This window comes from Amycolatopsis thermophila (assembly GCF_030814215.1).
Classification (GTDB): domain Bacteria; phylum Actinomycetota; class Actinomycetes; order Mycobacteriales; family Pseudonocardiaceae; genus Amycolatopsis_E; species Amycolatopsis_E thermophila.
In genome coordinates this window covers 3,540,957-3,562,974 of record NZ_JAUSUT010000001.1, presented here as the reverse complement: position 1 = coordinate 3,562,974, position 22,018 = coordinate 3,540,957, and the positions used below count along the sequence as shown (strand labels likewise).

Genomic DNA, 22,018 nt, shown 5'->3' with positions numbered 1-22,018 from the left:
CGTACCAGCCCGCCGGCCCACCACGCTAACCGAAACCGGTGCGCCGTGGGCCGGCGAGGCGACCGCGCCTCAGTGCGCGGTCGTCATCCCTCGACGGTGCACCGAGTTCGCCACGGGCAGGGCCGCCAGCCCGGCGATCACGGTCAGGGCGCCGATGATCCACGAGGACCAGGACGCCACGGTCAGCCCGGTGTAGGTCATCACCCACGGGGCGATGAACAGCAGAGCGCCCAGGACGACCTGCACGCCCTCGCCGTAGACGAGGCCCGGCATCGACAGCGACAGCAGCCCGTCGAGAGCGATGAGGGCACCCAGGACGATCATCGTCCACATGGTGGTGGTGTCGGTGGCGGCCCACAGTGGCGTCAGCAGCGCCACCACCCCGAGCACGACCTCGGCCCAGTCGTGCGGACGGGTCCACGCCCGCTTCGAACGATCAGCCATTCGTGATCACCTCCGAACCCGATCCGGGAGACCACGCCGCTGCGGTCTCCGCGCCTCCATGGTGCGCCTTGATTGGCCGGCCGGTCAAACTCAGCCCCGCCTGGTCGACTCCACCGTCTGCCGGCAGCTGGTCACCACCGGGCGACGTCGTGCTGATCTGGGGTGTTGTCGAAGACGCATCTGATGCGGATCAATTTGTTCCGCGGCGCCTAAGTAGTCTGGCGTCATGAGCCTTGGCGACGAACGAGAGCTGGTACCGCTCGGCGCGGGTTTCGACCTGGCCAAGCGCGGCTACGACCGCCACCAGGTCGACGAGCACCTCGAACGGCTGGACAGCGACCTGAAAATGCTCGCCGCCGACCGGGATGCCGCCATCTCGCAGGCCGGCGACCTCGCCCGGCAGCTCGAGCAGGCTCGCGGGGAGATCGAGAGCCTGCGCGGGCAGGTCGAGCGGCTGGGCCAGCCGCCGACGACGGTCGAGGGCCTGTCCGAGCGGCTGCAGCGGATGCTGCGGCTGGCGCAGGAGGAGGCCGCCGACACGCGGGCGCGCGCGGAGGCCGAGGCCGGGCACATCCGGGCCAAGGCCGAGTCCGACGCCAGCGCGATGCGCGCCCGCTACGAGCAGCTGTTGTCCGAGCTGGACGCGCGGCGCAAGGAGATGGAGGCCGAGCACCGCAAGGTGCTGGAGACCGCGCGCGCCGAGGCCGAGTCGATCACGACGAAGGCCAAGGAGGAGCGCGACCGGCTCGACCGCGAGGCCGAGCAGCGCCGCACCCAGGTCGAAGAGGACTTCGAGATCGCGATGGCCGCGCGGCGCACCGAGGCCATGCGCGTGCTCGCCGAGCAGGAGGCGACCAGCAAGGCCGAAGCCGAGCGCCGCGTCCGCGAGGCGACGGACGAGGCCGCGGCGATCCGCAAGCAGGTCGCCGAGGAGGAGGCCGCCGCGAAGGCCGAGATCGAGCGCCGCCGGCGCGAGTCGATCGAGGACGCCAACCGGCGCAAGACGGAGTCGATCACCGAGGCGAACGCGCGCCTGGCGGAGGCGTCCGACGAGGCGGCCCGGCGCGTGCGGGAGGCCACGGAGGAGTCGACGCGCCGCATCAACGCGGCGGCCGACCGGGTGGAGTCGCTGCGCAAGTTGCGCGCCGGGATCGCCGAGCAGGTCAAGGCCGCGCGCGAGATGCTGATCGAAGCGAACACCACCCTGGGCGAGGCCGAGCCGGTCATCGAGCCCCTGCCGGAGGAACGGGAAGCCGCCTCAGCGGGGAAGCCCTCCGGACGGCAGTGACTCCGCGGCGCCGGCTCCCCGACGACTGAGCCGGCTCCCCGACGACTGAGCCGGCTCCCCGACGACTGAGCCGGGTCCCCGCCGACTGACGGCTGAGCCGGCTCCGGGGCTTTCGTGCGCGGGTCCCCGTTGTGGAATCCCGTTGCGCCAAGCTGGGCCGCCCGCCGCTGCGCCCACGCCCGGCACGCCTCGTTGCGGCAGTCACCCCACCGGCTCGGCACGTGATGAGCCGGGCGGGAGAGGCGGCCCGGCCAGAGCGGCGCCCCGCCAGGGCCGCGGTAGGTGCTGGTTGCGGACTCGGGCAGTCGGCTGGTTCTGACTCAGGCGAGTTGGGCCAGTGGGCGAGGATGGTGCACTGGTGGCCGGTGCCGGCGGCGAGCCGGGGAGGACTGGTCCGTCGGCCAGTGCGGATGCGGTGACCGTGGACCGGGTCAATTCCGGCTGGTGAACTCGTTGTGCGCGCAGTGGCGAGCCGGCATGGTGCGCTGGTGGCTGCTGCCCGCGGTGAGCCAGGACTGGGTCCGCCGGCCAGCGCGGGTGCCCTGATCGTGGGCCGGGTCAGAGCCGACTGGTGGGCTTGTTGTGCGCAGGTGGTGGGCCGGCACGGTGGGTTCGTCCTGGGTAGTCACCCCGCCCCAGGCTCCGTGAGGCCGCCTCGCCCCGAAGCCGCCCCGGTCGCGGATCAACCCACTCGCCCGGAACCCCACGGCTCCCCGGGCGAAGGCGCCGGCGCTCGATTCCCCGGTCACCCCCAGCCCTCCGCACCTGGGCAGGGGCCGTCGGCCCGCGCGTTCCCGCATGATCGTCGCAGGCTGGGGCGCTCCCGTCGGCGCTTCGCCCGCACCGTGAAACGATCCCCGGTGGCGGGGCTGCGCAGAAACCGACTGGCGAGTAACCTTGGGCGCCACTTGCGAAAGCGCACAGGTGCGCCCCCTTGCCGGAGGTATTCGGATGGCTGCATACCGGACCGTCGTTGTCGGTACGGACGGGTCTGATTCATCGTTCCGAGCGGTTGACCGGGCGGCGGCCGTGGCCGCGGACTCCGGCGCCACGCTCGTCATCGTGTGCGCCTACTACCCGGCGAGCAGGCAGGACGTGGAGAAGGCCCAGGACGTGTTGGGCGAGGAGGCCTACCAGGTGGTCGGTTCGGCACCGGCCGAGGACACCCTCCGCTCGGCGCGCGACCGGGCCCTCAAGGCCGGCGCGGGGTCGACCGAGACGGTCGCGGTGGTCGGGGAACCTGTCGAGGCCCTGCGCAAGGTCGTCTCCGAACGGTCGGCCGACCTGCTGGTCGTCGGCAACCGCGGCCTCAACACCCTCACCGGGCGGCTGCTCGGCTCGGTGCCGTCCGAGGCCGCACGCAAGTCCGGGGTCGACGTCCTGATCGTGCACACCACGTAGGCCGCTGTGGACTCCGAACACCTCGAGGAGGTCCTGCTCGGCGGGAAGCGCCGCTACACGCGGCTCGAGGTGGCCGAGAAGGCGGGTGTCCCCATCGAACGAGCCGCCCGCCTCTGGCGTGCGCTGGGGTTCGCCACGGTCGGCGACGACGAAGTGGTCTTCACCGACGCCGACATCGAAGCCGTGCGCACCACGGACCAGCTGATCTCGTCCGGGCTGCTGGAGCAGGGCCTGGAGGCGCCGGTCGCGCGCACGCTGGGCCTGCACCTGTCGCGGCTGGCGGAGTGGCAGGTGCGGATGCTGTGGACCCTGATCACCGAGAACGAGCACCTCGGCCGGGACGACTCGCAGATCGCGACGCTGGTCGAACGCCTGCTGCCGGAGCTGCAGCGCGTGCAGGATTTCGTGTGGCGGCGGCACCTGGCGGCGTTCGCCGGGCGGGCGCTGGCGTCGCCGGAGGAGGACCTCGAGGCGCGGACGGAGGTCGTCGGGTTCGTCGACATGGTCGGCTACACCCGGCTGACCCGGCGTCTCGACGAGGGTTCGCTCGCCACCGTGCTGGAAGCGTTCGAGCTAGTCGCGACCGAGGTGATCGCCGAGCACCACGGCCGGGTGGTGAAGATGATCGGCGACGAGGTGCTGTTCGTCGCCGACACCCCGGCCGACGCGGCCGAGATCGCGCTGACGCTGACCGAACGCACCGCGGCCGACGCGGAGCTGCCGGAGGTGCGAGCGGGCCTGGCGGCGGGCCGGATCCTGAGCCGGTTCGGGGACGTGTACGGGTCGGTGGTGAACGTCGCCGCCCGGCTCACGTCGGTCGCGCGCCCCGGGACCGTGCTGATCGACCGCGAGCTGGCGAACGAGGTGGCCGACCTGCCGGGATTCGCGGTGCGGTCCCGACGCCCGGTCACGGTGCGCGGCTACACCCGGCTGCACCCGTACGTCCTGCGCCGAGCCTGACCACGCCGAACCCGCACGGCTACATCGGCTGCATCCCTGCCTACCGTGCTGCGCTCACCGCGCGACCACGGCACCCGCATCCGCCGACCACCCCGGCCACATCCCTACGCCCCGCGCTGCACTCACCGCGCGAACGGCACCCGCATCCGGCCGCATCCCTACGCCCCGCGCTGCACTCATCGCGCGACCGCGGCACCCGTATCCGCACGTCCCGCTTCCCGCTCGCCGCTCAGTCCCCGCGCCCGCACCCTCTCGCGCGCCGCCCCGCGCGCGCAGCCCGCTGTCCCGCGGCGTGGGTGGCCAACCGGGCCGAGCCGGCGCCGGCACCACTCGGAGGTGGGCCGACCGGCCTTGTCCGTCCTCGGGTCAGCGGTCCGCGGGCAGCACCGCGTACTGGCGCACGTACAGGTCGGTGTAGGTCACCGGCCCGCGAGGCCCGGGCACGCGGTCCAGGTTGATGCCCGTCTCGGGCACTGCGAGCAGCTTGAAGCCGTCCAGCAGGCGGGTCGGGGCGTTCCAGAAGACGCCGGTGCCGGTGTAGCCGTCGAAGAAGGCCGCCGCGGTGTCGGCGTTCTCCGTGGCGATGCCCGCGGCGAGGCCGGAGGTCTGCTCGTTGGCGATCGAAACCGCTTCCGGCAGCCCACTGACCTGGGCGACCGTGACGGTGGCCTCGTGGTCGGAGTCCAGCGCCCACTCGTAGCCGATGGCGTGGTCGTACGGCGGCAGCGACGGCGTCACCTTCCGCTCGGCCAGCGCTTCGGACACGACCGGCCACATCTGGTCGTGCACCGCGGAGTGGATCAGCAGCAGGTTGAGCCGATTGCACACGCCGAGCCGGTCGAGGCTGTTGAACACCAGCTCGCGGACCTTCGCCGGGTCGGCGGCCTCGTCGACGTACAGGACGCCGCCGCCGTCGGCGTGGGCCAGCGTCCGGACGCCGTGCTGGGCCGCCTCGAGCGCCAGGGCGCGGGTGCTCTCACCGCTGCCGCGCAGGATCACCAGGGGCACCAGGTCCGGGAACCGAACCAGCGCCGCCGCCGCCTCGCGCTCGACGCGCGGCACCAGCTGCACCACGCCCGGGTCGATGCCCGCGTCGGCCAGCGCCGGCGCGATCACGGCCTCGAGCAGCCGCTGCGCGGACCCGAGCGCGGCAGAGCCAGTACGCAGCACACCCCCGTTGCGCGACTTGACCAGCTGCGACGCGACGTCGACCGTCACGTTCGGCCGGGCCTCGTAGTTCGCGCCGATCACGCCGACCGGGCGGCGCCGCTCGACCAGCCGCAGCCCGCCGGACAGCGAGTCGCAGGGGATCTCACGGTCCGGGTGCGGCGCGCCGGTGAGCAGACGCAGCTGCTCGGCCATGCCGGTGAGCCGCTCCTCGGTGATGGTGAGGCGGTCGAGCAGCCCGGCGCTCATGCCGTCCTGCTCGGCCCGTGCCACGTCGGCCCGGTTGGCTTCCAGGACCGCTTCACGCGCGTCGAGGAGACGGCTCGCCATCCCGGTGAGTGCGGCGTCGATGGCCTCGTCGGACGCGGTGGCCAACGACGGGGCCGCCGCCTTGGCCGCCCGCGCGCACTCCTCAACAGCCTTCGCCACCTCGTCGGACACCGCTACCTCCACGCCGGAAACTCAGAGAGCCTCCAGTGTGCCGCACGGGCAGGTCAGGGCTGCAGTGCGGGTTCGAGCAGCCAGGCCCCGCCGACGATGAGGCAGGTGACCGAGATCACGACGAGCATCAGCATCCACAGCGAGGCCGGCACCCCGGTGAGGCGGGCCAGCTGATCCGCGTCGGAGTCGCGGGCCGCGCCGCGCCGCCGCTTGATCTGCAGCTCGATGACCGGCCGGATCCCGCCGAGCAGCAGGAACCACGTGATCAGGTACACGAACCACGCCTGGACCTGCGTCCCGGCGATGAGCGCGACCACCGCGAGCCCGCCCGCGGTCAGCACCACGGAGAGGACCCCATAGGCGTTGCGGACCATGACGAGCACGCCGAGCAGCAGCAACGCGGCCAGCGCGAGCAGCACCGTGATGCGTCCGGCGGCGAGGAGGCTCGCGAACAGCAGCCCGAGGATCCCCGGCGCCGGATAGCCCGCCAGAGCGGTCAGCACCATGCCCGGCCCCTCGGGCTTGCCGCGCGACACCGTCACGCCCGAGGTGTCGGAATGCAGCTTGATGCCCTGCAGGCGCCGCCCGGCCAGCACCGCGATCAACGCGTGGCCCGCCTCGTGCACGATCGTCACCACGTTGCGGGCCAGCCGCCAGGGCGCGCCCGACAGCACGAGCAGGAGCGCCACGCCGCCGGTCACCAGCGGCACCGGGATGGACGGATCCGGCTGCGCCCCGAAGAGACCAGCCAGCACGTCGAGCTCTGACGTCGCCTCGTTCACGCGCGAAGCTCACCACATGTGAAGTGCACTCCCTGTTATCACCCCCATCGCGTGCACAGCTCCTTCACTGGTAGTTGATCGGTGGTCGCGGCAGGGCCGATGCCGGCTCGGGCCGACGCCGGGTGCGGCGGAACGCCGGGCGCGCGGGGGCGGCGAGCGCCCCCGGTGCCGGGGGCCAGCGGGCAGCCAGCGCTCCCGATGCGGCGGCACCCGCGGGTGGCGAGCACTCACGATGCGGCGGCGACCGCGGGCGGCGGGCGCTTCGGGTACGGCTGGACCGGTGTGGGGTTCCCTGGATCCCTGGCCTCGGCCTTTGGGTCAGGGACGGGCCGCGGGTCGGACCCGGCGTGCCGGTTCCGGAGGGCGCCCGCGAGTCGGAGGGGCCGATCCTGGACGGAGTAGCGCGAGAACCCGCCACGGGGAACGGCCCATCCCGGCGCGGCGGCCTCAAGTGCCGGCCACCGGTAGTGGCCGACACCGCAGTGGCAGCCCGAGACCCACCGCCAGCAGCGGCCCCGTTCCGGCGCGCCTGTCCCGCACCCCACCACGGCGGCGGGTACACCCCAACCACTGCCAGCGGGGCCACTCCGGCACGGCGGTCCCGAACCCCACCAACGTGGCAGGCACGGCTCCGAGCACGGCGGCCCGATACCGCCACCGGCAGCGGGCCGATTCGGGCACGGCAGTCGCGAATCCCACCACCGCGGCAGGCGCCACCCGCCAGCGGCAGCGGGCACGACCCCGGCACCCGCAGCGAGCGCACGCCCGGCCCGGCAGTCCCAAACCCCACCACCGCAGCGGGCATCACCCCACCACCGCAGCGGGCATCACGCCACCACCGCAGGTGGGCATCACCCCACCACGGCGGGGGGCACCACCCCACCACCGCAGGCGGGCACGACCTCGCCACCGGCAGCAAGCACGACCTCGGCACCGGCAGCAGGCACGACCCCGCCACGAGCGGCGGGCACGACCTCGCCACCGGCAGCGAGCACGACCTCGGCACCGGCAGCAGGCAGGACCCCGCCACGAGCGGCGGGCCGGTCCGGGCGTGTCTCGGTGTGACGCGTCGGCTTCGGGGGCGGGCGCGTGATCAGGCTGCTTCGGTGGTCGTCGGCCCTTCTGCTGTCGGCGGGGAGATTGGGCCTACGTCGCTCGGCTGCCCGTCGGCTGGCGGTGGGGGGATGGGGCCGCGGTCGCGGGCCACTCGGAACAGGAGTGCCACCCAGCTGCGGTAGGGGCTCCACTCCTCCGCGATGGCGGCCAGCTCGGCGGTGGACGCGGCCGGCCGGTCGTAGGCCCGTCGCATGGTTTCGAGGAGGTGTCGCTCGTCGGCGGGGAAGACGTCCGGGTGGCCGGCTCCGCGGATCAGCACCAGCTGCGCCGAGAACGCGCCGATGCCGGGCAGGGCTTGCAGAGCGTCCAGTGCGTCCTCCGGTTCCATGGCGCGCAGCGACACCGGGTCGAGGAGCCCGTCCAGCGCGGCCTGCGCGACGACCCGCAACCGGTCCACTTTGATCTCCGGCAACCACGACGGCGCGGGCATCGCCAGCAGCTCGGCGGGCGCCGGGAACGACCACAGGGCACGCCCGTCCACCTCGAGCCGCCGGCCGTGCCGCTCCGCGATCCGCTGTTTGAACACGGCCGCCTGCGTGAAGCGGACGCGCTGGCCGATGATCGCCCAGCACGCGGCCTCGTACGGGGAGGTGAACAACACCGGCCGCAGCCCCGGGTACCGCGACTGCAGCGCGCCCACCACCGGATCGCGCTCGCCCACGGCCGGGAACGCGGCGCCGTCGACGTCCAGTGACAGGATCCGAGCGACCTGCCGCGCCGCCTCCGCCACCTCCCCTTCCCCGCCCACGACAGACACTTCCACCACCCCGGGCGCGCGCTGTCGCACTCTCACTCCCGTGTGGACCCACTCCCCCGACAGCGGGAAGGCCAGCCGCAGCGTGCCGGGCTCCTCGGCCGCGTCCGGCCGCGCCGCCGGGGCGAACCCCTCGAGGAAACCGGCGGCGGCCGCGAGGTCGAACGGCCCCGGCACGGCGATCTCCACGGTGCCGCAAGCGGTGCCGGTAACGGTGCTCGTCATCGTTGTTCTCCTTCGGTTCGACGATGATGGTCCGACGGTAACGGCACCCACCGACAATTCCGGAAAACCGCTTGCCCGCACGGCTACCGTGAGGCCCATGGGTACGTTGTGCCGGCACTGCGTGATGTGCGCCCGCCCGCGGCGCGCATAACCCAGCGGCTGTCCCTCCACACCGGCGCCGAGCGCCGCCCGCGCGCCAGTCGCTGCGTCATGAGCTCCTGCCCCCCACTCATGACGTGGAGTACCCATGCCCTCGGCACCCCGTGCCGGGCGGTCCGCCGGCGTGCATTTCCTTGCCACACCGGCGATCGCCGCACAGCTCGTCCAGTCCTGCGCCGTCGGCGTCGACGATCTCGTCCTGGAGATCGGCGCCGGGCAGGGCGCCCTCACCGGTCACCTGATCGCCACGGGCGCGCGCATTCTCGCGGTCGAGCGAGATGACCATTTCGTGCGCCGCCTGACCACCCGATTCGGTGACCGGCCGAACCTTCGCATCGTGCACGCCGACGCCCGGGAGATCCCGTTGCCGCGGCGCAGGTTCCTCGTGGTCGCGAACATCCCGTACGCGTTGTCGACCGCGTTCCTCCGCCGCCTGCTCAGCCCGCACACCGCGCTCAACCGCGCCGCACTGCTCGTCGAATGGGGCTTCGCCAAACGGATCTGCGCCGCCGTCCCCCGGCACGTCGAACAGGCATGGTGGGCAGCGCGCTTCGAGATGACCCTGGTGTCCCGCATCGGCGCGCACCACTTCTCGCCACCACCGCGGGTCGGCTCCGCACACCTGCTGATCCGCAGGCGACCGTTCCCGAGAACCGCCGAACGAGCACTGTGGACGGTCCTGTCAGCCGCCTACCAGCACCCCGGCGCGCCGGCCCACGCGCTGTTCGACCGGCGCGCCCTGCGCCGCGCGGACATCCGGGCCGCCGACCCGAACAGCACCGTCCCACCCCACCGGTGGGCCCGGCTCGCTCTCGACCTGGCGCCGTCCCGGACCTGGCCCGCCCTGCCCAGGCCCCTGCGCGGCTGAGGTTTCTCAGGAAATTCTTCTCAGGGGATTTCCCGGTTGCTCCACAGCATTCTCACAAGGAAGCGGACGAATCTCGACGACATGAACGACAACGAGTTCCGGGCGAGCCAGGCCGGCGGACAGCCGACCTACAGCCACCCCTACTACCAGCAGCCGGTCGCGGCCGCGCCGGTTCTCACGGCCCCGCGGCCCAAGAAGAAGCGCGTCGCCGTCCTCGTCACCGCGAGCACCCTCGCCGCGGCGGTGATCGGCGGCGCGAGCGGAGCCGCCATCGTCGGCCTCGACACCGGCCCCTCGACCGGCGCGCTCCCCACGGCGTCCGCGACCACCGTGTCCAACACGACGAACACCGACGTCAGCGCCGTCGCCGCCAAGGTGCTGCCCAGCGTCGTCCAGGTCAACGTCACGACCCGCCAGGGTGAGGCCATCGGCTCCGGGGTGATCCTCAGCTCCGACGGCAAGATCCTCACCAACGCGCACGTCGTGTCCGGGTCCGTCGGCGACGTCACCATCACCCTGTCCAACGGCACCAAATACCAGGCGAGCGTGCTCGGCGCCGACACCAAAGCCGACATCGCGGTCCTGCAGGCCAAGAACGCCAGCGGCCTCACCGCCGCCACCCTCGGCGACTCCAGCGCACTGCAGGTCGGCCAGCAGGTCGTCGCCATCGGCTCACCCGGCGGCCTGCAGAACACGGTCACCTCGGGCATCGTCAGCGCCCTCAACCGGCAGCTCTCCGACATCTCCAGCGGCGAACAGAACAACCCCTTCGGACAAACCGCCAACACCAGCAGTGACAGCCCCAGCTACACCGCCATCCAGACCGACGCGTCCATCAACCAGGGCAACTCCGGCGGGCCGCTGGTCAACATGAACGGCGAGGTCATCGGCATCAACTCGGCTCTGTACAGCCCGTCGTCCACCTCCGCCGGATCGGTCGGCATCGGCTTCGCCATCCCGATCAACGACGCCAAGACGATCATCCAGCACATCGAGAACAACTGAACCCAGGCGGGCCGGGCCGTCACCACGACGGCCCGTTCCACTGTGCCGCGAGGTCCCCGCGAACGGCCCGCGTTAGGGTTTCCCGGTGACCGACCGTCTTGTCTGGATCGACTGCGAGATGACAGGGCTCGACCTGGCCAAGGACGCCCTGATCGAAATCGCCGCGCTGGTGACCGACGCCGACCTCAACATCCTCGGCGACGGCCTCGACCTCGTCATCCACGCCGACGACGAAAAACTCGCCGGCATGCCCGACGTCGTACGCGAAATGCACGCGCGCTCCGGGCTCACCGACGAGGTCCGCCGCTCCGCCACCACACTCGAAGAAGCCGAGCAGCGCGTCCTCGACTACATCCGGACACACGTCCCCGAGCCCAAAGCCGCGCCCCTCGCGGGCAACTCCATCGCCACCGACCGCGGCTTCATCGCCCGGGACATGCCGGCCCTCGACGCGCACCTGCACTACCGCATGGTCGACGTCTCCTCGGTCAAGGAACTCGTCCGACGCTGGTACCCGCGCATCTACTACGCCAAGCCCGAGAAGGGCCTGGCCCACCGGGCGCTCGCGGACATCAAGGAGTCCATCAGCGAACTCGACTACTACCGCCGCACCGCGTTCGTGCCCATGCCCGGCCCCAGCACCGACGAAGCCCGCGCCGCGGCCGCCGAAGTGCAGCTCAAACACGGCAAGTGACCCCCCGCGTGCCCCCGATCGCGGGCACGCTACGATATCCCGGCTGGTGGCGATCGCAAGACGCCCCACGTGGTGGGTGTAGCTCAGCTGGTAGAGCACCTGGTTGTGGTCCAGGAAGTCGCGGGTTCAAGTCCCGTCACTCACCCCACTGGCCCCACCCTGCTCGGTCGCTGTGCGACCTTGCTGGGTGGGGTTCGTCGTGTCTTCTGGGGGCCGAGCCCCCAGGCCCCCACGGTGCGAGCTCCTCGCCTTGGCGGGCGCTGGGCGCGGCAGTGGTGACCAGCGTGGGCCGGACGAGGTCGCGGGGCGACCATGTCGGCGAGCCGAGCACGGCCGGCAGTGATGACCTGCGGCTAGTCCGGGTCGGGGTTGGTCATGTCGTCGCGGGAGCCCCAGGCCGCCACGGTGCGAGCTCTCGCCTTGGCGGGCGCTGGGCGCGACAGTGGTGACCAGCCTGCGCCGGACGAGGTCGCGAGGCGACCATGTCGGCGAGCCGAGCGCGGCTGGTGCGGAGTCGGAGACCGTATGGGGGCGACCGCGTCGGTGGCGTTGAGCGCGGCTGGTTGCCGTGGACCTACCGGCCCGTGATGGGGAGTCGGCTAGTTCGGGGTGGGGGCTGTCCAGTCGGGCCAGGGGAGTTGCCAGACCGACCAGCCGTCGGCCGGTTCCAGGGGTTGACCGCCGCTGTTGACGACCGTCACCAGGTCACCCTTCTTGGACAGGTCCATCAACCACTTGGCGTTCTCCGTCGACAGGTTGATGCAGCCGTGGCTCACGTTCCGGCGACCCTGCGAACCCACCGACCACGGCGCCGAGTGGTAGAAGATCCCGCTGTTCGACAACCGCACGGCGTACTTCACCAGCGTCCGGTAACCGCCGGGCGTGTCCGGCGGGACCCCGTACGTGCCGGAGTCCATGGTGTAGTTCACGTGCTCGCTCATCACCGTGTACGTGCCGGACGGCGTGGTGTTGCCGGGCTTGCCCATCGAGATCGGCATCGTCCGCACCTCGGCGTCGTTCACCGACACCTTCATCTGGTGCGAGCGACCATCGGCGACCGCGACGACCTTGTCCCCCACCGTGACGCTCGCCGCACGATCATCCAGCCCGTACGCGCCACCACCCAGCGGCTTGCCGTAGACCGCGGCGTCGACGGAGATCTTCGTGCCCGGCCGCCAGTACTCCTTCGGGCGCCAGATCAGCTCGGTGTCGGTCATCCAGCGGAAGGCACCCTCCGTGGCTGGCTCGGTCACCACCTTCAGCGCCCGCTCGGCCGCCTGCCGGTCGGCGACCTTCGCGGAGAACGTGAAGATCAACGGCATCCCGACGCCGACCGTCTCCCCTTCCTGCAGGTTCAGCGACACCGAGATCGTCCTGCGCGGCTTCCCGACAGTGGTGAAGGTGGACGTCGACGTGACCGGCTTGCCATCGGCCCCCACCGCGACCGCGTTCAGCGTGTACTGCTTGCCGTAACCCAGCCCGTCGGCGAACTCCCATGAGCTGCCGTCGGCGGCGAGCGTGCCCGGAACGACCTGCCCATCCGGGTTGCGGAGCGTGACCTCCGTCAACCTGCCATCCGCCGCCTTCACCGAAACGGGTTCACCGGGCGCGACGTCGGCCGCCCCGGACGAGGGAACGACGGTGATCGACGCCGGCTTGGCGACCACGGCCGACACCGGCGCCCCCTGACCGCCCGTGCTGCCCGGCCCCGTGGTGCAGCCGGCCAGCAACGCCGCCACCACCGCCAGCGACGCCCATCCACCCACCGCCGAACGCCTCATCGTGCCCCCATCACCGGAAGGTGCCCGCTTCGTACCCGTCCTCCCAGTCTGCCCGAAGAAGGCCCCCGCAGGGGCGCGACCTGCCGAAACGGGTTGGGGGACCCTGCGTAAACCACCCCCTGCGCGCGTGCTAATCTTTTCCACGTCGCCAGGGAGACCAGGCGGCCCAAGCCAGCGCCATTAGCTCAACTGGCAGAGCAGCTGACTCTTAATCAGCGGGTTCGGGGTTCGAGTCCCTGATGGCGCACAGTAACCCCAGGTCCACAGGACCTGGGGCTTCTTTGTTTTCCGACCCGTGTCGATCAACAGCACGGGAACGGCACACTTTCAGTCCTCCTCATGCGGTGGTGAACATCGCCGACAGGGCCGCGGCACTGGACCGCAGCGGCGCTGTCCTCGCGCGCGGTGGCGCCCACCCGATCGCACGGAAGTTGCACGGAAACGACGGGTGAGGCGCTGTTGGCGCACAGTCACCCCAGGTCGTGCGACCTGGGTTTTCTGCATTGTCGGAACGTGGGCGAGCGTCGTGGGCGCGGTGCAGCTCGTCAGGCTGCCCATCGGCTGATGGTGAGGCGACTGCCGTCCCGCCGGATCTCCGCCGCGCCGGCGCCGGCGAAGTGCGCGGGCACCACGAGCTCCCCGGTGTCGGCGGCGCGTTCGAGCACGCGGCGGCGCGTCTCCGCGGCCTGCTGCGGGTTCTCGCAGAAGCAACTGTTGTACTGCGGCCGCAGGATCTGCACCGGGCTGTGCAGCAGGTCCCCGACGAACGCCGCCCGGTCCGTGCCCGACGACAGCCGGACGATCGACGAGCCGGGAGTGTGCCCGGGAGCGGGCTCCAGGCTGAGGTTGCGGTCGATGCGGTAGGTGCCCTCCCACAACACGGCCCGGCCGAGCACCGGCGCGATGCTGTCCGCGTAGACGATGAGGCTGCCGTCCCGGCGGCGCTGCTCCTGCGCGTCGCGGGGAGTGGGGCGGCGGTGGGCGTTGCGCGGGTCGAAATACACCTGGTCCACGCGCGGGATCAGGTAGGTGGCGTTGGGGAACGTCGGCGTCCACTTCCCGTTGCGCAGTTCGGTGTTCCAGCCGACGTGGTCGTAGTGGATGTGGGTGTTGACGACCACGTCCACGTCCTCCGCCCGGACGCCGGCTTCGGCGAGCCGGTCCAGGAAGTCCGTGCGCAGATGATCGAACAGCGGGATCTGCGGCCGGTTCCGGTCGTTGCCGACGCCGGTGTCGACGAGGATGGTCCTGCCTTCGCTGCGCAGCACCCAGGTCTGGACGGCGGCGTGGTAGGCGCCGGTGTCCGGGCGCCAATGATCGGGGGCGAGCCAGGAGGCGTTGTCCTGCCAGATCTCCGGCGGACTGTCCGGGACGATGACACGCGCGGGAGCGATCTCACCCTGCCACTCGACCACTTTCGTGACCTCGACCTCGCCGAGCTGGAAACGTTGCATGACGCCACCCTAAGACGGACAGCTGAGCGTTCCAATGCTTCTCCAGCGCAGAATGTTGCTCAATCAACTCACTTCGGCCACTAAGATGAGCGTCGTGGACGTGTTGAGCGATGCGATCACCGCCATGCGCACCGGGCGCCCCTCCTCGAACCGGCTGCGCGTGAACTCGCCGTGGTGCTACCGGTTCGACCAGTACGAGGGAGCCGGTTTCCACGTGCTGTTGCGCGGCACCGGCTGGCTGATCCCGGAACACGGGGCGCCGACACGGCTGTCCACCGGTGACGTCGTGCTGGTGCCGCACGGCAGCGCGCACATCCTGTCCGACTCCAGTGACGCGCGAGGCGCGGTGCCGTTCCACACAGCAGTCGCCGACCCGGATGGCCAGACCGATTTCCTGTGCGGCAAGTACCGGCTCGACCAGATGCGGACACACCCGGTGCTGGCCGGACTGCCCGATGTCGTCCACCTCCCGGCCCAGCTCGGACGCCACGCCGAACTGCGCGCGGCCATCGACCTGCTCGCCGGCGAAGTGACCGACGAGCGCCCCGGCCGGGACGCCGTGATCTGCGACCTCCTCGATCTCCTGCTCACGTACCTGGTACGCGCCTGGCTCGACGACAACGCCGAGACCGGATGGCCGCGGGCGCTGCGGGACCGGGAGATCGCCGCCGCGCTGGAAGTGCTGCACGCCGACCCCGCCGCGCCGTGGCGCGTCGAGGACCTGGCCCACCGGGTCGGCCTGTCCCGCGCGACCCTGGCCCGGCGGTTCACCGCCCTCACCGGGCAACCGCCGATGGCCTACCTGACGTGGTGGCGGATGACCACCGCGGCTCGCCTGCTCCGCAGCACCGACCAGCCATTGCCCGCGGTCGCCCGACAGGTCGGCTACACCTCGGCCTTCGCGTTCTCGCACACCTTCAAACGTCACTTCGGCCTCGCTCCCGGCCGCTACCGCTCTGAAGGCCGCCAGCCGGACGAGCCGGGCGCTGACTCGTCGAGCTCGCCGGGCAGCGGGTAGCCCGCAGCGCACGCGATACGGCCTTCCCGCCCCGGCAGCCGTGCGGCGCGATCGACGACCACCGCGACCACGTCGGCCGTCTGGGCGGAGCCGGTCTGCCTGGCCACCCTGGCCGCGATGTCCCGGGCGCCGGCCGTCTCCCCGCTCAGCAGCGTCACCGGACACCCCAAGCGCACCAACGCGCTGAGGAGTTCCACCGTGCGCCGCCCGACCTGCCCGTCGAAGTGCTCGGCGAGCACCAGAACCTCAGCCATGGCTCACACCGCCAGGGGGTCGAGGTCACCGTCGAGCACGGCGAGGGCTTCGGTGAGGTAGTAGTCGCCCCAGACCAGTTCGTTCGCCGTAGCGAGTCCGAGAAGTTTGTTGTAGCAGCCGGTGGTCAGCACGGCGATCTCGCCGGGAAGCCCGGGCACCGGGCGGAGGTGACCGGTCACCAGCGCGTCGACCGTGCGCCGCGCCAGCTCCCGGTACTTCGTGCCGTCCGGTAGCAGTGCGGCGAGTTTGAGCAGCGCGGCCGCCGCGATGGCGGTCGCGGACGTGTCCTTCAGGGTGTGCGGGATGGCCGGGTCGTCGAAGTCCCAGAAGGCGATCAGGTCCTCGGGCACGTGCACCGCCCACCAGTCCGCGACGGTGGTCGCGGTGTCCAGGAATTCGGGGTGTCCCGGCAACCAGCGGGCCGACATCGTGAAGGCGAGCATGGCCCACGCCTGGGCACGTGCCCAGGTGCTCGACGGCGAATGGCCCTTGTGGCTGTACCGCCGCACGAGTTCACCGGTCGCCGGGTCGACCGTGCCGGACTGGCACACCGAACCGTCGGCCCGCACGCAGACCTCGATGTGCCGGCGGGCGTGCGCCACCGCGGCCTCGCGCATCGCGCGGTCGCCGGTGCGATCCGCGACCGCGGCGAGCAAGGCCGACACCGCGCCGACCGCGTCGATGCTGGTCTCCGCGTCCCCGACGCTGTGCGCCTCCTCCGCCGCCGTGCCCAGGGGCATGATCCCGGCGGCCGGGTTGAACGAGCTGAGCAGGCCGCGCGCTCCTCGCTCGGCGCGCTCCCACGCGGCCGGGTCGTCGAGCAGGTGGCCGCCGAGCGCGGCACCGTAGTGGAAGAGGAATCCGCGGAAGATGGTCGGCGAGTTCTCCCGCCCGTCGAGACGGGCCGAGTACTCGCGGGCGGCTTCCCGGCGGGCACCCAGCCAGAGCTGGCCGACGAAGTGCCCGCCGGTCCAGTCCCCGTCGGGCGTGGTCGTCCACTCACCCGTGTGGACGTCCGCGTAGTGGGGCAGCCCGGGCAGGTTCGCCGCCACCGTCTGGTCCACCCTGGCCGCCATGCGGGCGCGGGCGGTCGCGATGGTCGCGGGGTCGGTGTGCGTCATGGGTGGATCTCCTCCTGCGCGATGTGGTCGGCTCGGACGGCGCCCTGCCGGGTGAACTCCGCGATCTGCCACGGCGAGTAGCCGAGTTCGGCGAGGACTTCGCACGTGTGCTGACCCAGCCGGGGCACCGCCCGGCGGACGTCGGCGCGGCTGCGGGACAGACGCACGGGGTAACCGACGACGCGCGCCCGGTCCTGGCCGGGGACGTCGACGTCAACGAGGAGTTCGTTCGCGGCGATCTGCGGGTGTTGCAAGGTTTCGGGGAGCGCGAGCTGGGGCGCGCAGAGCAGGTCGGCCGCCTCGAAGCGGCCGAGCGCCTCCGCCGTGCTCAGCCCGGCGACGACCGGGGCGACGACCTCGTTGACGAAGTCCTTGTTCCGCGCCTGGAGTTCGGTCGTGGCGAGCTCGGGGCGCAGGCTCAGGTCCGGGATCTCGAGCGCGTCGCAGATCAGCCGGACCGCGTTGTCCCGGAACAGCCCGAGGACGGTGACCACCCCGTCCGTCGTCCGGAAGGTGCCGCCGTACCACTGGGTGACCCAGTTCAGCTCTTCGGCGTACATGCTGTGCGCCGCGGCTTCGAGCATCTGCATGGCCACGGCGGTGTCGAGCAGGTTGACGTGCACCTCCTGCCCGCGCCCGCTGCGCTCCCGCTCGAGCAGGGCGGCGAGAATCCCCTGCACCAGACCCATCCCCGAGGCGTAGTCCACCTGGGCGGTGGGATTGAGGTACGACGCCAGCCGCGGGTCGCCGACCGCGCGGGCGAGCCCGCTCACGGTCTGCGCCAGCATGTCCTGCCCCGGCTTGTGCGCCAGTGGCCCGGTGGCGCCGAAGCCGGACGCGCTGCCGTACACCAGCCGGGGGTACCGCGGCGCGAGGTCCGCATAGGACAGACCGAGACGGCGGATCGCGTGCGGCCGGTAGTTGTGCACCAGAACGTCGGCGTCCGCGAGGAGCCGGTGCAGGATTTCCCTGCCGCCGGCCGTTTTCAGGTCGAGGACGACGCTGCGCTTGTTGCGGTTGAGCGCCACGAAGTACGACGACACGTGGCCGTTGTCCACGGCCTCCCGGTCGAGCGTGCGCATCGCGTCGCCCCGCTCGCCCCGCTCGACCTTCACCACGTCCGCGCCGAGGTCGCCGAGGGTCTGGCCGGCGAGGGGGCCCTGCATGATCTCGCACAGCTCGACGACGCGGATGCCCTCGAGTGCGCGGCTCATGCGGCACCTACCCCGGCGTAGGCGGCCTTGGCGATGATCGTCCGCTGGATCTGGTTGGTGCCCTCGTAGATCTGGGTGATCTTCGCGTCCCGCATCATGCGTTCCACCGGGTAGTCGCGGATGTAGCCGTAGCCGCCGAAGAGTTGCACGGCGTCGGTGGTGACGGACATGGCGTTGTCGCTGCACAGCAACTTCGCCATGGCCGCCCGTGCCCGGGCCTCCGGGTGGCCGGCCTCGATCAGCGCGACGGCCTCGTAGAGCAGAGCGCGGGCGGAGGCGAGCCGCACCGCCATGTCGGCCACCATCCCGCGGACCATCTGGAAACGCGAGACGGGCCTGCCGAACTGCGAGCGCTCGGCGGTGTAGGCCAGGGCGGCGTTGTACGCCCCCTGCGCGACGCCCAGCGCTTGCGCCGCGATCAGCGCCCTGCTGCCGTTCAGTTCCGCCATGATGTAGCGGTATCCCTGGGTGGGGTCGCCGACGACCCGCGCGTCCGGGACGAGGCAGTCGTCGAGCACGATGTCGGCGGTCGGGCTGCCGCGCAGGCCCATCTTGCGCTCGTGCGGCCCGAAGGACAGGCCGGGATCGTCGCGGTGCACGATGAACACGCCGTGGCTGGATTCGCCGGTTCGAGCCAGCACCGCGAACCAGGTACCCCAGGGTGCGTTGCTGATGAAGCGCTTGACGCCGTTGAGCCGCCACCCCCCGTCGCCCTTCGTGGCGGTGGTGGTGAGGCCCGCGACGTCGGATCCCGCGGTGGGCTCGGTGAGGCACCAGCCCGCGCCGGCCTGTCCGCTCGCCACCTGCGGTACGACGAGCTTCTGCAGTTCCTCGGAGCCGTGGGACAGGATCGTGCAGGTGCCCGCCCAGTTCACCAGCAGGACGTGCGAGGTGGTCATGCAGGCCGTGGCGATCTCCTCGACGGCGATGACCTGCGAGAGCAGGTCGGCGCCGGAGCCGCCGAGGTGCTCGGGGTGGGCGAGGCCGGCCAGGTCGGCCTCCACGATCGCCTGCCACGCCTCGTCGGGGAACCGCTCCTTCTCGTCGACGTCGGCGGCGTGCGGTGCGATCCGCTCGGTGGCGAGCTTGCGCACGGTCGCCCGGAAGTCGGCGTGCACGTCCGTCTCGATGGTGGTCATGGCTCAGGAAGTCCTCTCTCCGTGCGTGCGGGGGTGGGGCCGGGTGATCGGGGGCCAGCTCAGGTCACCGGCCGCGGCGCCGTGCGGGACCACGACCCGCGCGGCTTCGCCGGGGGTGAGCCCGAAACGCGCGAGCGCCGCGAGCGTCTCGTCCGGCAGCGGGGTGCCCCCGGGAGCGGCGGGGGTGCGGGAAAGCCTTGGTACGGCCGGAACGCGGTCCAGCGCGAAGTCCGGGTGACGCGCGGCCACGTGCGCGTGCGCCGCGAGCTCGCCGGGCTCGAGCACGGGGGTGACGCACGCGTCGCTGTCGGCGAAGTGCGCCGCCCAGGCATCGCGGTCCTTGCTGCGGAAGACCGCCTCCAGCTCGCGGGTGAGCTCGGGGAATCGGGCGGGATCGAGGTGGTCCGGCACCTCGGCGCCGTCACCGAGCCCGAGCCCGGTCCACAGCGCCGCGAAGAACCGCGGCTCCAGTGCCCCGACGGCGACGTACCGGCCGTCGGCGCATTCGTAGGTGCGGTAGGCGGGCATGGTGCCGGTGAGAGCGCCGGTGCCCCGCCGGGGCAGGGTCGGCGTGCCCCAGTCCGCGAAGGGCATGGCCATCATGGACAGCACGCCGTCGACCATCGCGACGTCGACGTGCTGACCGGCGCCCGATCGTTCCCGCTCGTGCAGTGCGGCGAGAATGCCGAAGGCGGCCAGCAGACCGCCCCCGCCGAAATCGGCCAGGAGGTTCAGCGGCGGGGTCGGCGGGCCGTCGGCGGCACCGAACGTGCCCAGCGCCCCGGCCACGGCGAGGTAGTTGATGTCGTGCCCCGCTCGCTGCGCCAGCGGGCCGTCCTGGCCGTAACCGGTCAGGCTGCACGAGACGAGTCTCGGGTTGATCCGGCTCAGCCGCTCGTGGTCCGCCCCGAGCCGGGCGGCGACACCCGGCCGGAAACTCTCGATGAGGACGTCGGCGTGTTCGACCATGCGGTCCAGCAGCGCGCGCCCTTCCGGGGTCTTCAGGTCCACCTCGATCGCGTGCTTGCCGCGCCGCAGGACCGGGATCGGGGCACCGGTCCGGCCGCCGCCGACCATCACGACGTCCGCGCCGAGGTCGGCGAGCAGCATGCTGCAGTAGGGGCCGGGGGCGAGCCGGCTCAGGTCCAGGACACGGATGCCCGCCAGGGCACGGCGGTTCTCGGTCATGGTGTGTGCTCCAGTTCCGGGGCGGCGGCAGGACTGCGATCACGGGCGGCGCGTGTCCGGAGCGCGACGGTGCTGAGCAGGCTCACCACGCCCAGCACGCCGAGCAGGACCCCGACGGCGAGTACGCCGTACGAGGCGGCCAGCGCGGCAGCGACCAGCGGCGCGATGGCGCCGCCGAGGACCCCGCCGAGGTTGTAGGCGATCCCCGCACCGGTGTACCGGTAGGCCGTCCGGAACAGCTCCGGCAGGAAGGCACCCACCGGGCCATAGGCGATTCCGTAGAGCCCCATCATGGCCGCCAGCGTCACCCCGAACGCCGCGCCGGAGCGGCCGGTGAGCCACGCGAACAACAGGACCACGGCCGGGACGGTCACCGCGTAGGCGAAGATGATCGTGCGCCTGCGGCCGAACCGGTCGGACAGGATGCCGGCCGCCACGGTCGTGATCGCCAGCGCGGCGCTCGCGGCCATGCCGAGCCCCAGCACGGCGGCCCGGCTCAGCCCGGCCCCGGACCGCGAGGTGCCGAACGAGGTGCGGTACGCGGTGGCGACGTAGAACAGGGCGAACAGGATCGTGAGCACGCCGCCGCCGAGCAGTACTTCGCGCCACTGGGCCCGCAACACCGCGCGGAGGGGAAGCCCGCCGGCGCCCTGCGGCCCCGCACTGCGAAGTTTCGCCTGGTGTTCCCGGAACTCCGCCGTCTCGGTGACGGCCAGGCGCACGTACAGTCCGATGAGGACGAGGATGGCGCTGGCCACGAACGGGATTCGCCAGCCGTAGGAGAGGAAGGCCGGGCTGTCCGGCCCGACGGCCAGGTCGATGACGAAGAACGTGCCGCTGGCGAGCGCGAAGCCGAACGCCGGTCCCAGCTGCGGGAAGACCGCGTACAGGCCGCGTTTGCCGGGTGGGGCGTTTTCGGCGGCGAGCAACGTGGCACCGGCCCATTCGCCGCCGACGGCGAAGCCCTGCAGGAAGCGCAGCACCGTCAGCAGGATCGGCCCGGCCGCGCCGATGACGCTCGCCGGCGGCAGCAGTCCGATGACGACGGTCGCCAGGCCCATCAACAGCAGGGTCACGACCAGGGTGTTCTTCCGCCCGAGCCGGTCACCGAAGTGGCCGCACACCACCGCGCCGACCGGACGCGCCACGAAGGCGACGCCCAGGGTGGCGAGCGAGGCGACGGTCCCGGCCGCCGCGCCGAGCGCGGGGAAGAACACCTTCGGGAAGACCAGCGCGGCCGCGGTCCCGTAGATGAAGAAGTCGTAGAACTCGATGGTCGTACCGGCACAGCTGGCCACGGCCACGCGGCTCAGCGTCGTGCGCGGCACGCCCGTTGATTCGTCGCTCAATGGGCTCATCTCCTTTGATGAGTGCTGGTTGTGCCCAGCCACAACTGGGCGGTTGACACGGGTCCGGCCAATGCGCCCGCTTCGCTCGGAAATCTGCCGTCCGTGCGGTCTGGCTGCTACTTTAGAGACGGCGACCAGCCCGATCCATGTCTGACGCGATGAGGTGCGCGCCGGTTGATTGTGTCGCTGCACAAC

At 71.9% G+C, this 22,018-nt stretch carries 19 protein-coding genes and 2 tRNA genes; 9 read left to right on the top strand and 12 right to left on the bottom strand.

Annotated elements, in window-relative coordinates:
* Nucleotides 1-69: 69 nt before the first annotated feature.
* On the bottom strand, nucleotides 70-444 hold the full coding sequence (locus tag FB470_RS17550) for an SPW repeat protein (protein WP_306992888.1): 375 nt from the start codon (nucleotides 442-444) through the stop codon (nucleotides 70-72).
* 226 nt (nucleotides 445-670) lie between these two features.
* On the opposite strand from FB470_RS17550, the gene FB470_RS17545 reads away from it, so the two are divergent.
* The 3 genes from FB470_RS17545 to FB470_RS17535 all read left to right on the top strand — a co-directional run bounded on the left by FB470_RS17545 (nucleotide 671) and on the right by FB470_RS17535 (nucleotide 4,093).
* Nucleotides 671-1,732, top strand: a complete 1,062-nt coding sequence (locus FB470_RS17545) for a coiled-coil domain-containing protein (protein WP_306992886.1) — start codon at nucleotides 671-673, stop codon at nucleotides 1,730-1,732.
* Nucleotides 1,733-2,683: 951 nt separating this feature from the next.
* Nucleotides 2,684-3,133 carry a universal stress protein gene (locus FB470_RS17540; protein WP_306992884.1) on the top strand — a complete coding sequence of 150 codons (450 nt, stop codon included), beginning with the start codon at nucleotides 2,684-2,686 and terminating at the stop codon, nucleotides 3,131-3,133.
* 6 nt (nucleotides 3,134-3,139) lie between these two features.
* Nucleotides 3,140-4,093 carry an adenylate/guanylate cyclase domain-containing protein gene (locus FB470_RS17535; RefSeq protein WP_306992883.1) on the top strand — a complete coding sequence of 318 codons (954 nt, stop codon included), beginning with the start codon at nucleotides 3,140-3,142 and terminating at the stop codon, nucleotides 4,091-4,093.
* Nucleotides 4,094-4,459: 366 nt separating this feature from the next.
* Here the strand turns inward: FB470_RS17535 and FB470_RS17530 are convergent, their stop codons facing one another.
* The 3 genes from FB470_RS17530 to FB470_RS17520 all read right to left on the bottom strand — a co-directional run bounded on the left by FB470_RS17530 (nucleotide 4,460) and on the right by FB470_RS17520 (nucleotide 8,578).
* On the bottom strand, nucleotides 4,460-5,701 hold the full coding sequence (locus tag FB470_RS17530) for an aldehyde dehydrogenase family protein (RefSeq protein WP_306992881.1): 1,242 nt from the start codon (nucleotides 5,699-5,701) through the stop codon (nucleotides 4,460-4,462).
* A 53-nt stretch (nucleotides 5,702-5,754) separates the two neighbouring features.
* Nucleotides 5,755-6,483 carry a M50 family metallopeptidase gene (locus tag FB470_RS17525; RefSeq protein ID WP_370876482.1) on the bottom strand — a complete coding sequence of 243 codons (729 nt, stop codon included), beginning with the start codon at nucleotides 6,481-6,483 and terminating at the stop codon, nucleotides 5,755-5,757.
* A gap of 1,093 nt (nucleotides 6,484-7,576) precedes the next feature.
* Nucleotides 7,577-8,578 carry a DNA-3-methyladenine glycosylase family protein gene (locus tag FB470_RS17520; RefSeq protein WP_306992879.1) on the bottom strand — a complete coding sequence of 334 codons (1,002 nt, stop codon included), beginning with the start codon at nucleotides 8,576-8,578 and terminating at the stop codon, nucleotides 7,577-7,579.
* A gap of 247 nt (nucleotides 8,579-8,825) precedes the next feature.
* Between FB470_RS17520 and FB470_RS17515 the strand changes: the two genes are divergently transcribed.
* The 4 genes from FB470_RS17515 (at nucleotide 8,826) to FB470_RS17500 (ending at nucleotide 11,452) form a co-directional block, all read left to right on the top strand.
* Nucleotides 8,826-9,605, top strand: coding sequence for a ribosomal RNA small subunit methyltransferase A (locus tag FB470_RS17515; RefSeq protein WP_306992878.1), 780 nt, complete (start codon nucleotides 8,826-8,828; stop codon nucleotides 9,603-9,605).
* Nucleotides 9,606-9,686: 81 nt separating this feature from the next.
* On the top strand, nucleotides 9,687-10,610 hold the full coding sequence (locus tag FB470_RS17510) for a S1C family serine protease (protein WP_306992876.1): 924 nt from the start codon (nucleotides 9,687-9,689) through the stop codon (nucleotides 10,608-10,610).
* An 85-nt stretch (nucleotides 10,611-10,695) separates the two neighbouring features.
* On the top strand, nucleotides 10,696-11,304 hold the full coding sequence (orn, locus tag FB470_RS17505; RefSeq protein ID WP_306992874.1) for an oligoribonuclease: 609 nt from the start codon (nucleotides 10,696-10,698) through the stop codon (nucleotides 11,302-11,304).
* A 72-nt stretch (nucleotides 11,305-11,376) separates the two neighbouring features.
* Nucleotides 11,377-11,452, top strand: a tRNA-His gene (locus tag FB470_RS17500).
* 451 nt (nucleotides 11,453-11,903) lie between these two features.
* Here the strand turns inward: FB470_RS17500 and FB470_RS17495 are convergent.
* Nucleotides 11,904-13,085: a L,D-transpeptidase gene (locus tag FB470_RS17495; protein ID WP_306992872.1), complete on the bottom strand. Its 1,182-nt coding sequence runs from the start codon at nucleotides 13,083-13,085 to the stop codon at nucleotides 11,904-11,906.
* Between the two features lie 174 nt (nucleotides 13,086-13,259).
* On the opposite strand from FB470_RS17495, the gene FB470_RS17490 reads away from it, so the two are divergent.
* Nucleotides 13,260-13,332: transfer RNA gene (locus tag FB470_RS17490), tRNA-Lys, on the top strand.
* Between the two features lie 298 nt (nucleotides 13,333-13,630).
* Here the strand turns inward: FB470_RS17490 and FB470_RS17485 are convergent.
* A complete protein-coding gene (locus tag FB470_RS17485; RefSeq protein ID WP_306992870.1) occupies nucleotides 13,631-14,539 on the bottom strand; it encodes an MBL fold metallo-hydrolase in 909 nt (302 codons plus the stop codon).
* Between the two features lie 94 nt (nucleotides 14,540-14,633).
* Here FB470_RS17485 and FB470_RS17480 point away from each other — a divergent pair, with 94 nt between their 5' ends.
* Entirely contained in the window at nucleotides 14,634-15,557 is a 924-nt protein-coding gene (locus FB470_RS17480; protein WP_306992868.1) for an AraC family transcriptional regulator, read from the top strand.
* Here the strand turns inward: FB470_RS17480 and FB470_RS17475 are convergent.
* The 6 genes from FB470_RS17475 to FB470_RS17450 are packed head-to-tail and all read right to left on the bottom strand — an operon-like array spanning nucleotide 15,488 to nucleotide 21,832.
* Nucleotides 15,488-15,811, bottom strand: coding sequence for a hypothetical protein (locus FB470_RS17475; protein ID WP_306992866.1), 324 nt, complete (start codon nucleotides 15,809-15,811; stop codon nucleotides 15,488-15,490). The genes FB470_RS17480 and FB470_RS17475 overlap by 70 nt on opposite strands.
* A gap of 3 nt (nucleotides 15,812-15,814) precedes the next feature.
* A complete protein-coding gene (locus FB470_RS17470) occupies nucleotides 15,815-16,933 on the bottom strand; it encodes a glycoside hydrolase family 88 protein (protein ID WP_306992864.1) in 1,119 nt (372 codons plus the stop codon).
* Nucleotides 16,930-18,147: a CaiB/BaiF CoA transferase family protein gene (locus tag FB470_RS17465; RefSeq protein ID WP_306992862.1), complete on the bottom strand. Its 1,218-nt coding sequence runs from the start codon at nucleotides 18,145-18,147 to the stop codon at nucleotides 16,930-16,932. The genes FB470_RS17470 and FB470_RS17465 overlap by 4 nt, the downstream gene beginning before the upstream one ends.
* Nucleotides 18,144-19,286, bottom strand: a complete 1,143-nt coding sequence (locus tag FB470_RS17460) for an acyl-CoA dehydrogenase family protein (protein WP_306992860.1) — start codon at nucleotides 19,284-19,286, stop codon at nucleotides 18,144-18,146. The genes FB470_RS17465 and FB470_RS17460 overlap by 4 nt, the downstream gene beginning before the upstream one ends.
* 3 nt (nucleotides 19,287-19,289) lie before the next feature.
* Nucleotides 19,290-20,474: a CaiB/BaiF CoA transferase family protein gene (locus tag FB470_RS17455; RefSeq protein ID WP_306992858.1), complete on the bottom strand. Its 1,185-nt coding sequence runs from the start codon at nucleotides 20,472-20,474 to the stop codon at nucleotides 19,290-19,292.
* Nucleotides 20,471-21,832, bottom strand: a complete 1,362-nt coding sequence (locus FB470_RS17450; protein WP_306992856.1) for an MFS transporter — start codon at nucleotides 21,830-21,832, stop codon at nucleotides 20,471-20,473. The genes FB470_RS17455 and FB470_RS17450 overlap by 4 nt, the downstream gene beginning before the upstream one ends.
* Nucleotides 21,833-22,018: the final 186 nt, after the last annotated feature.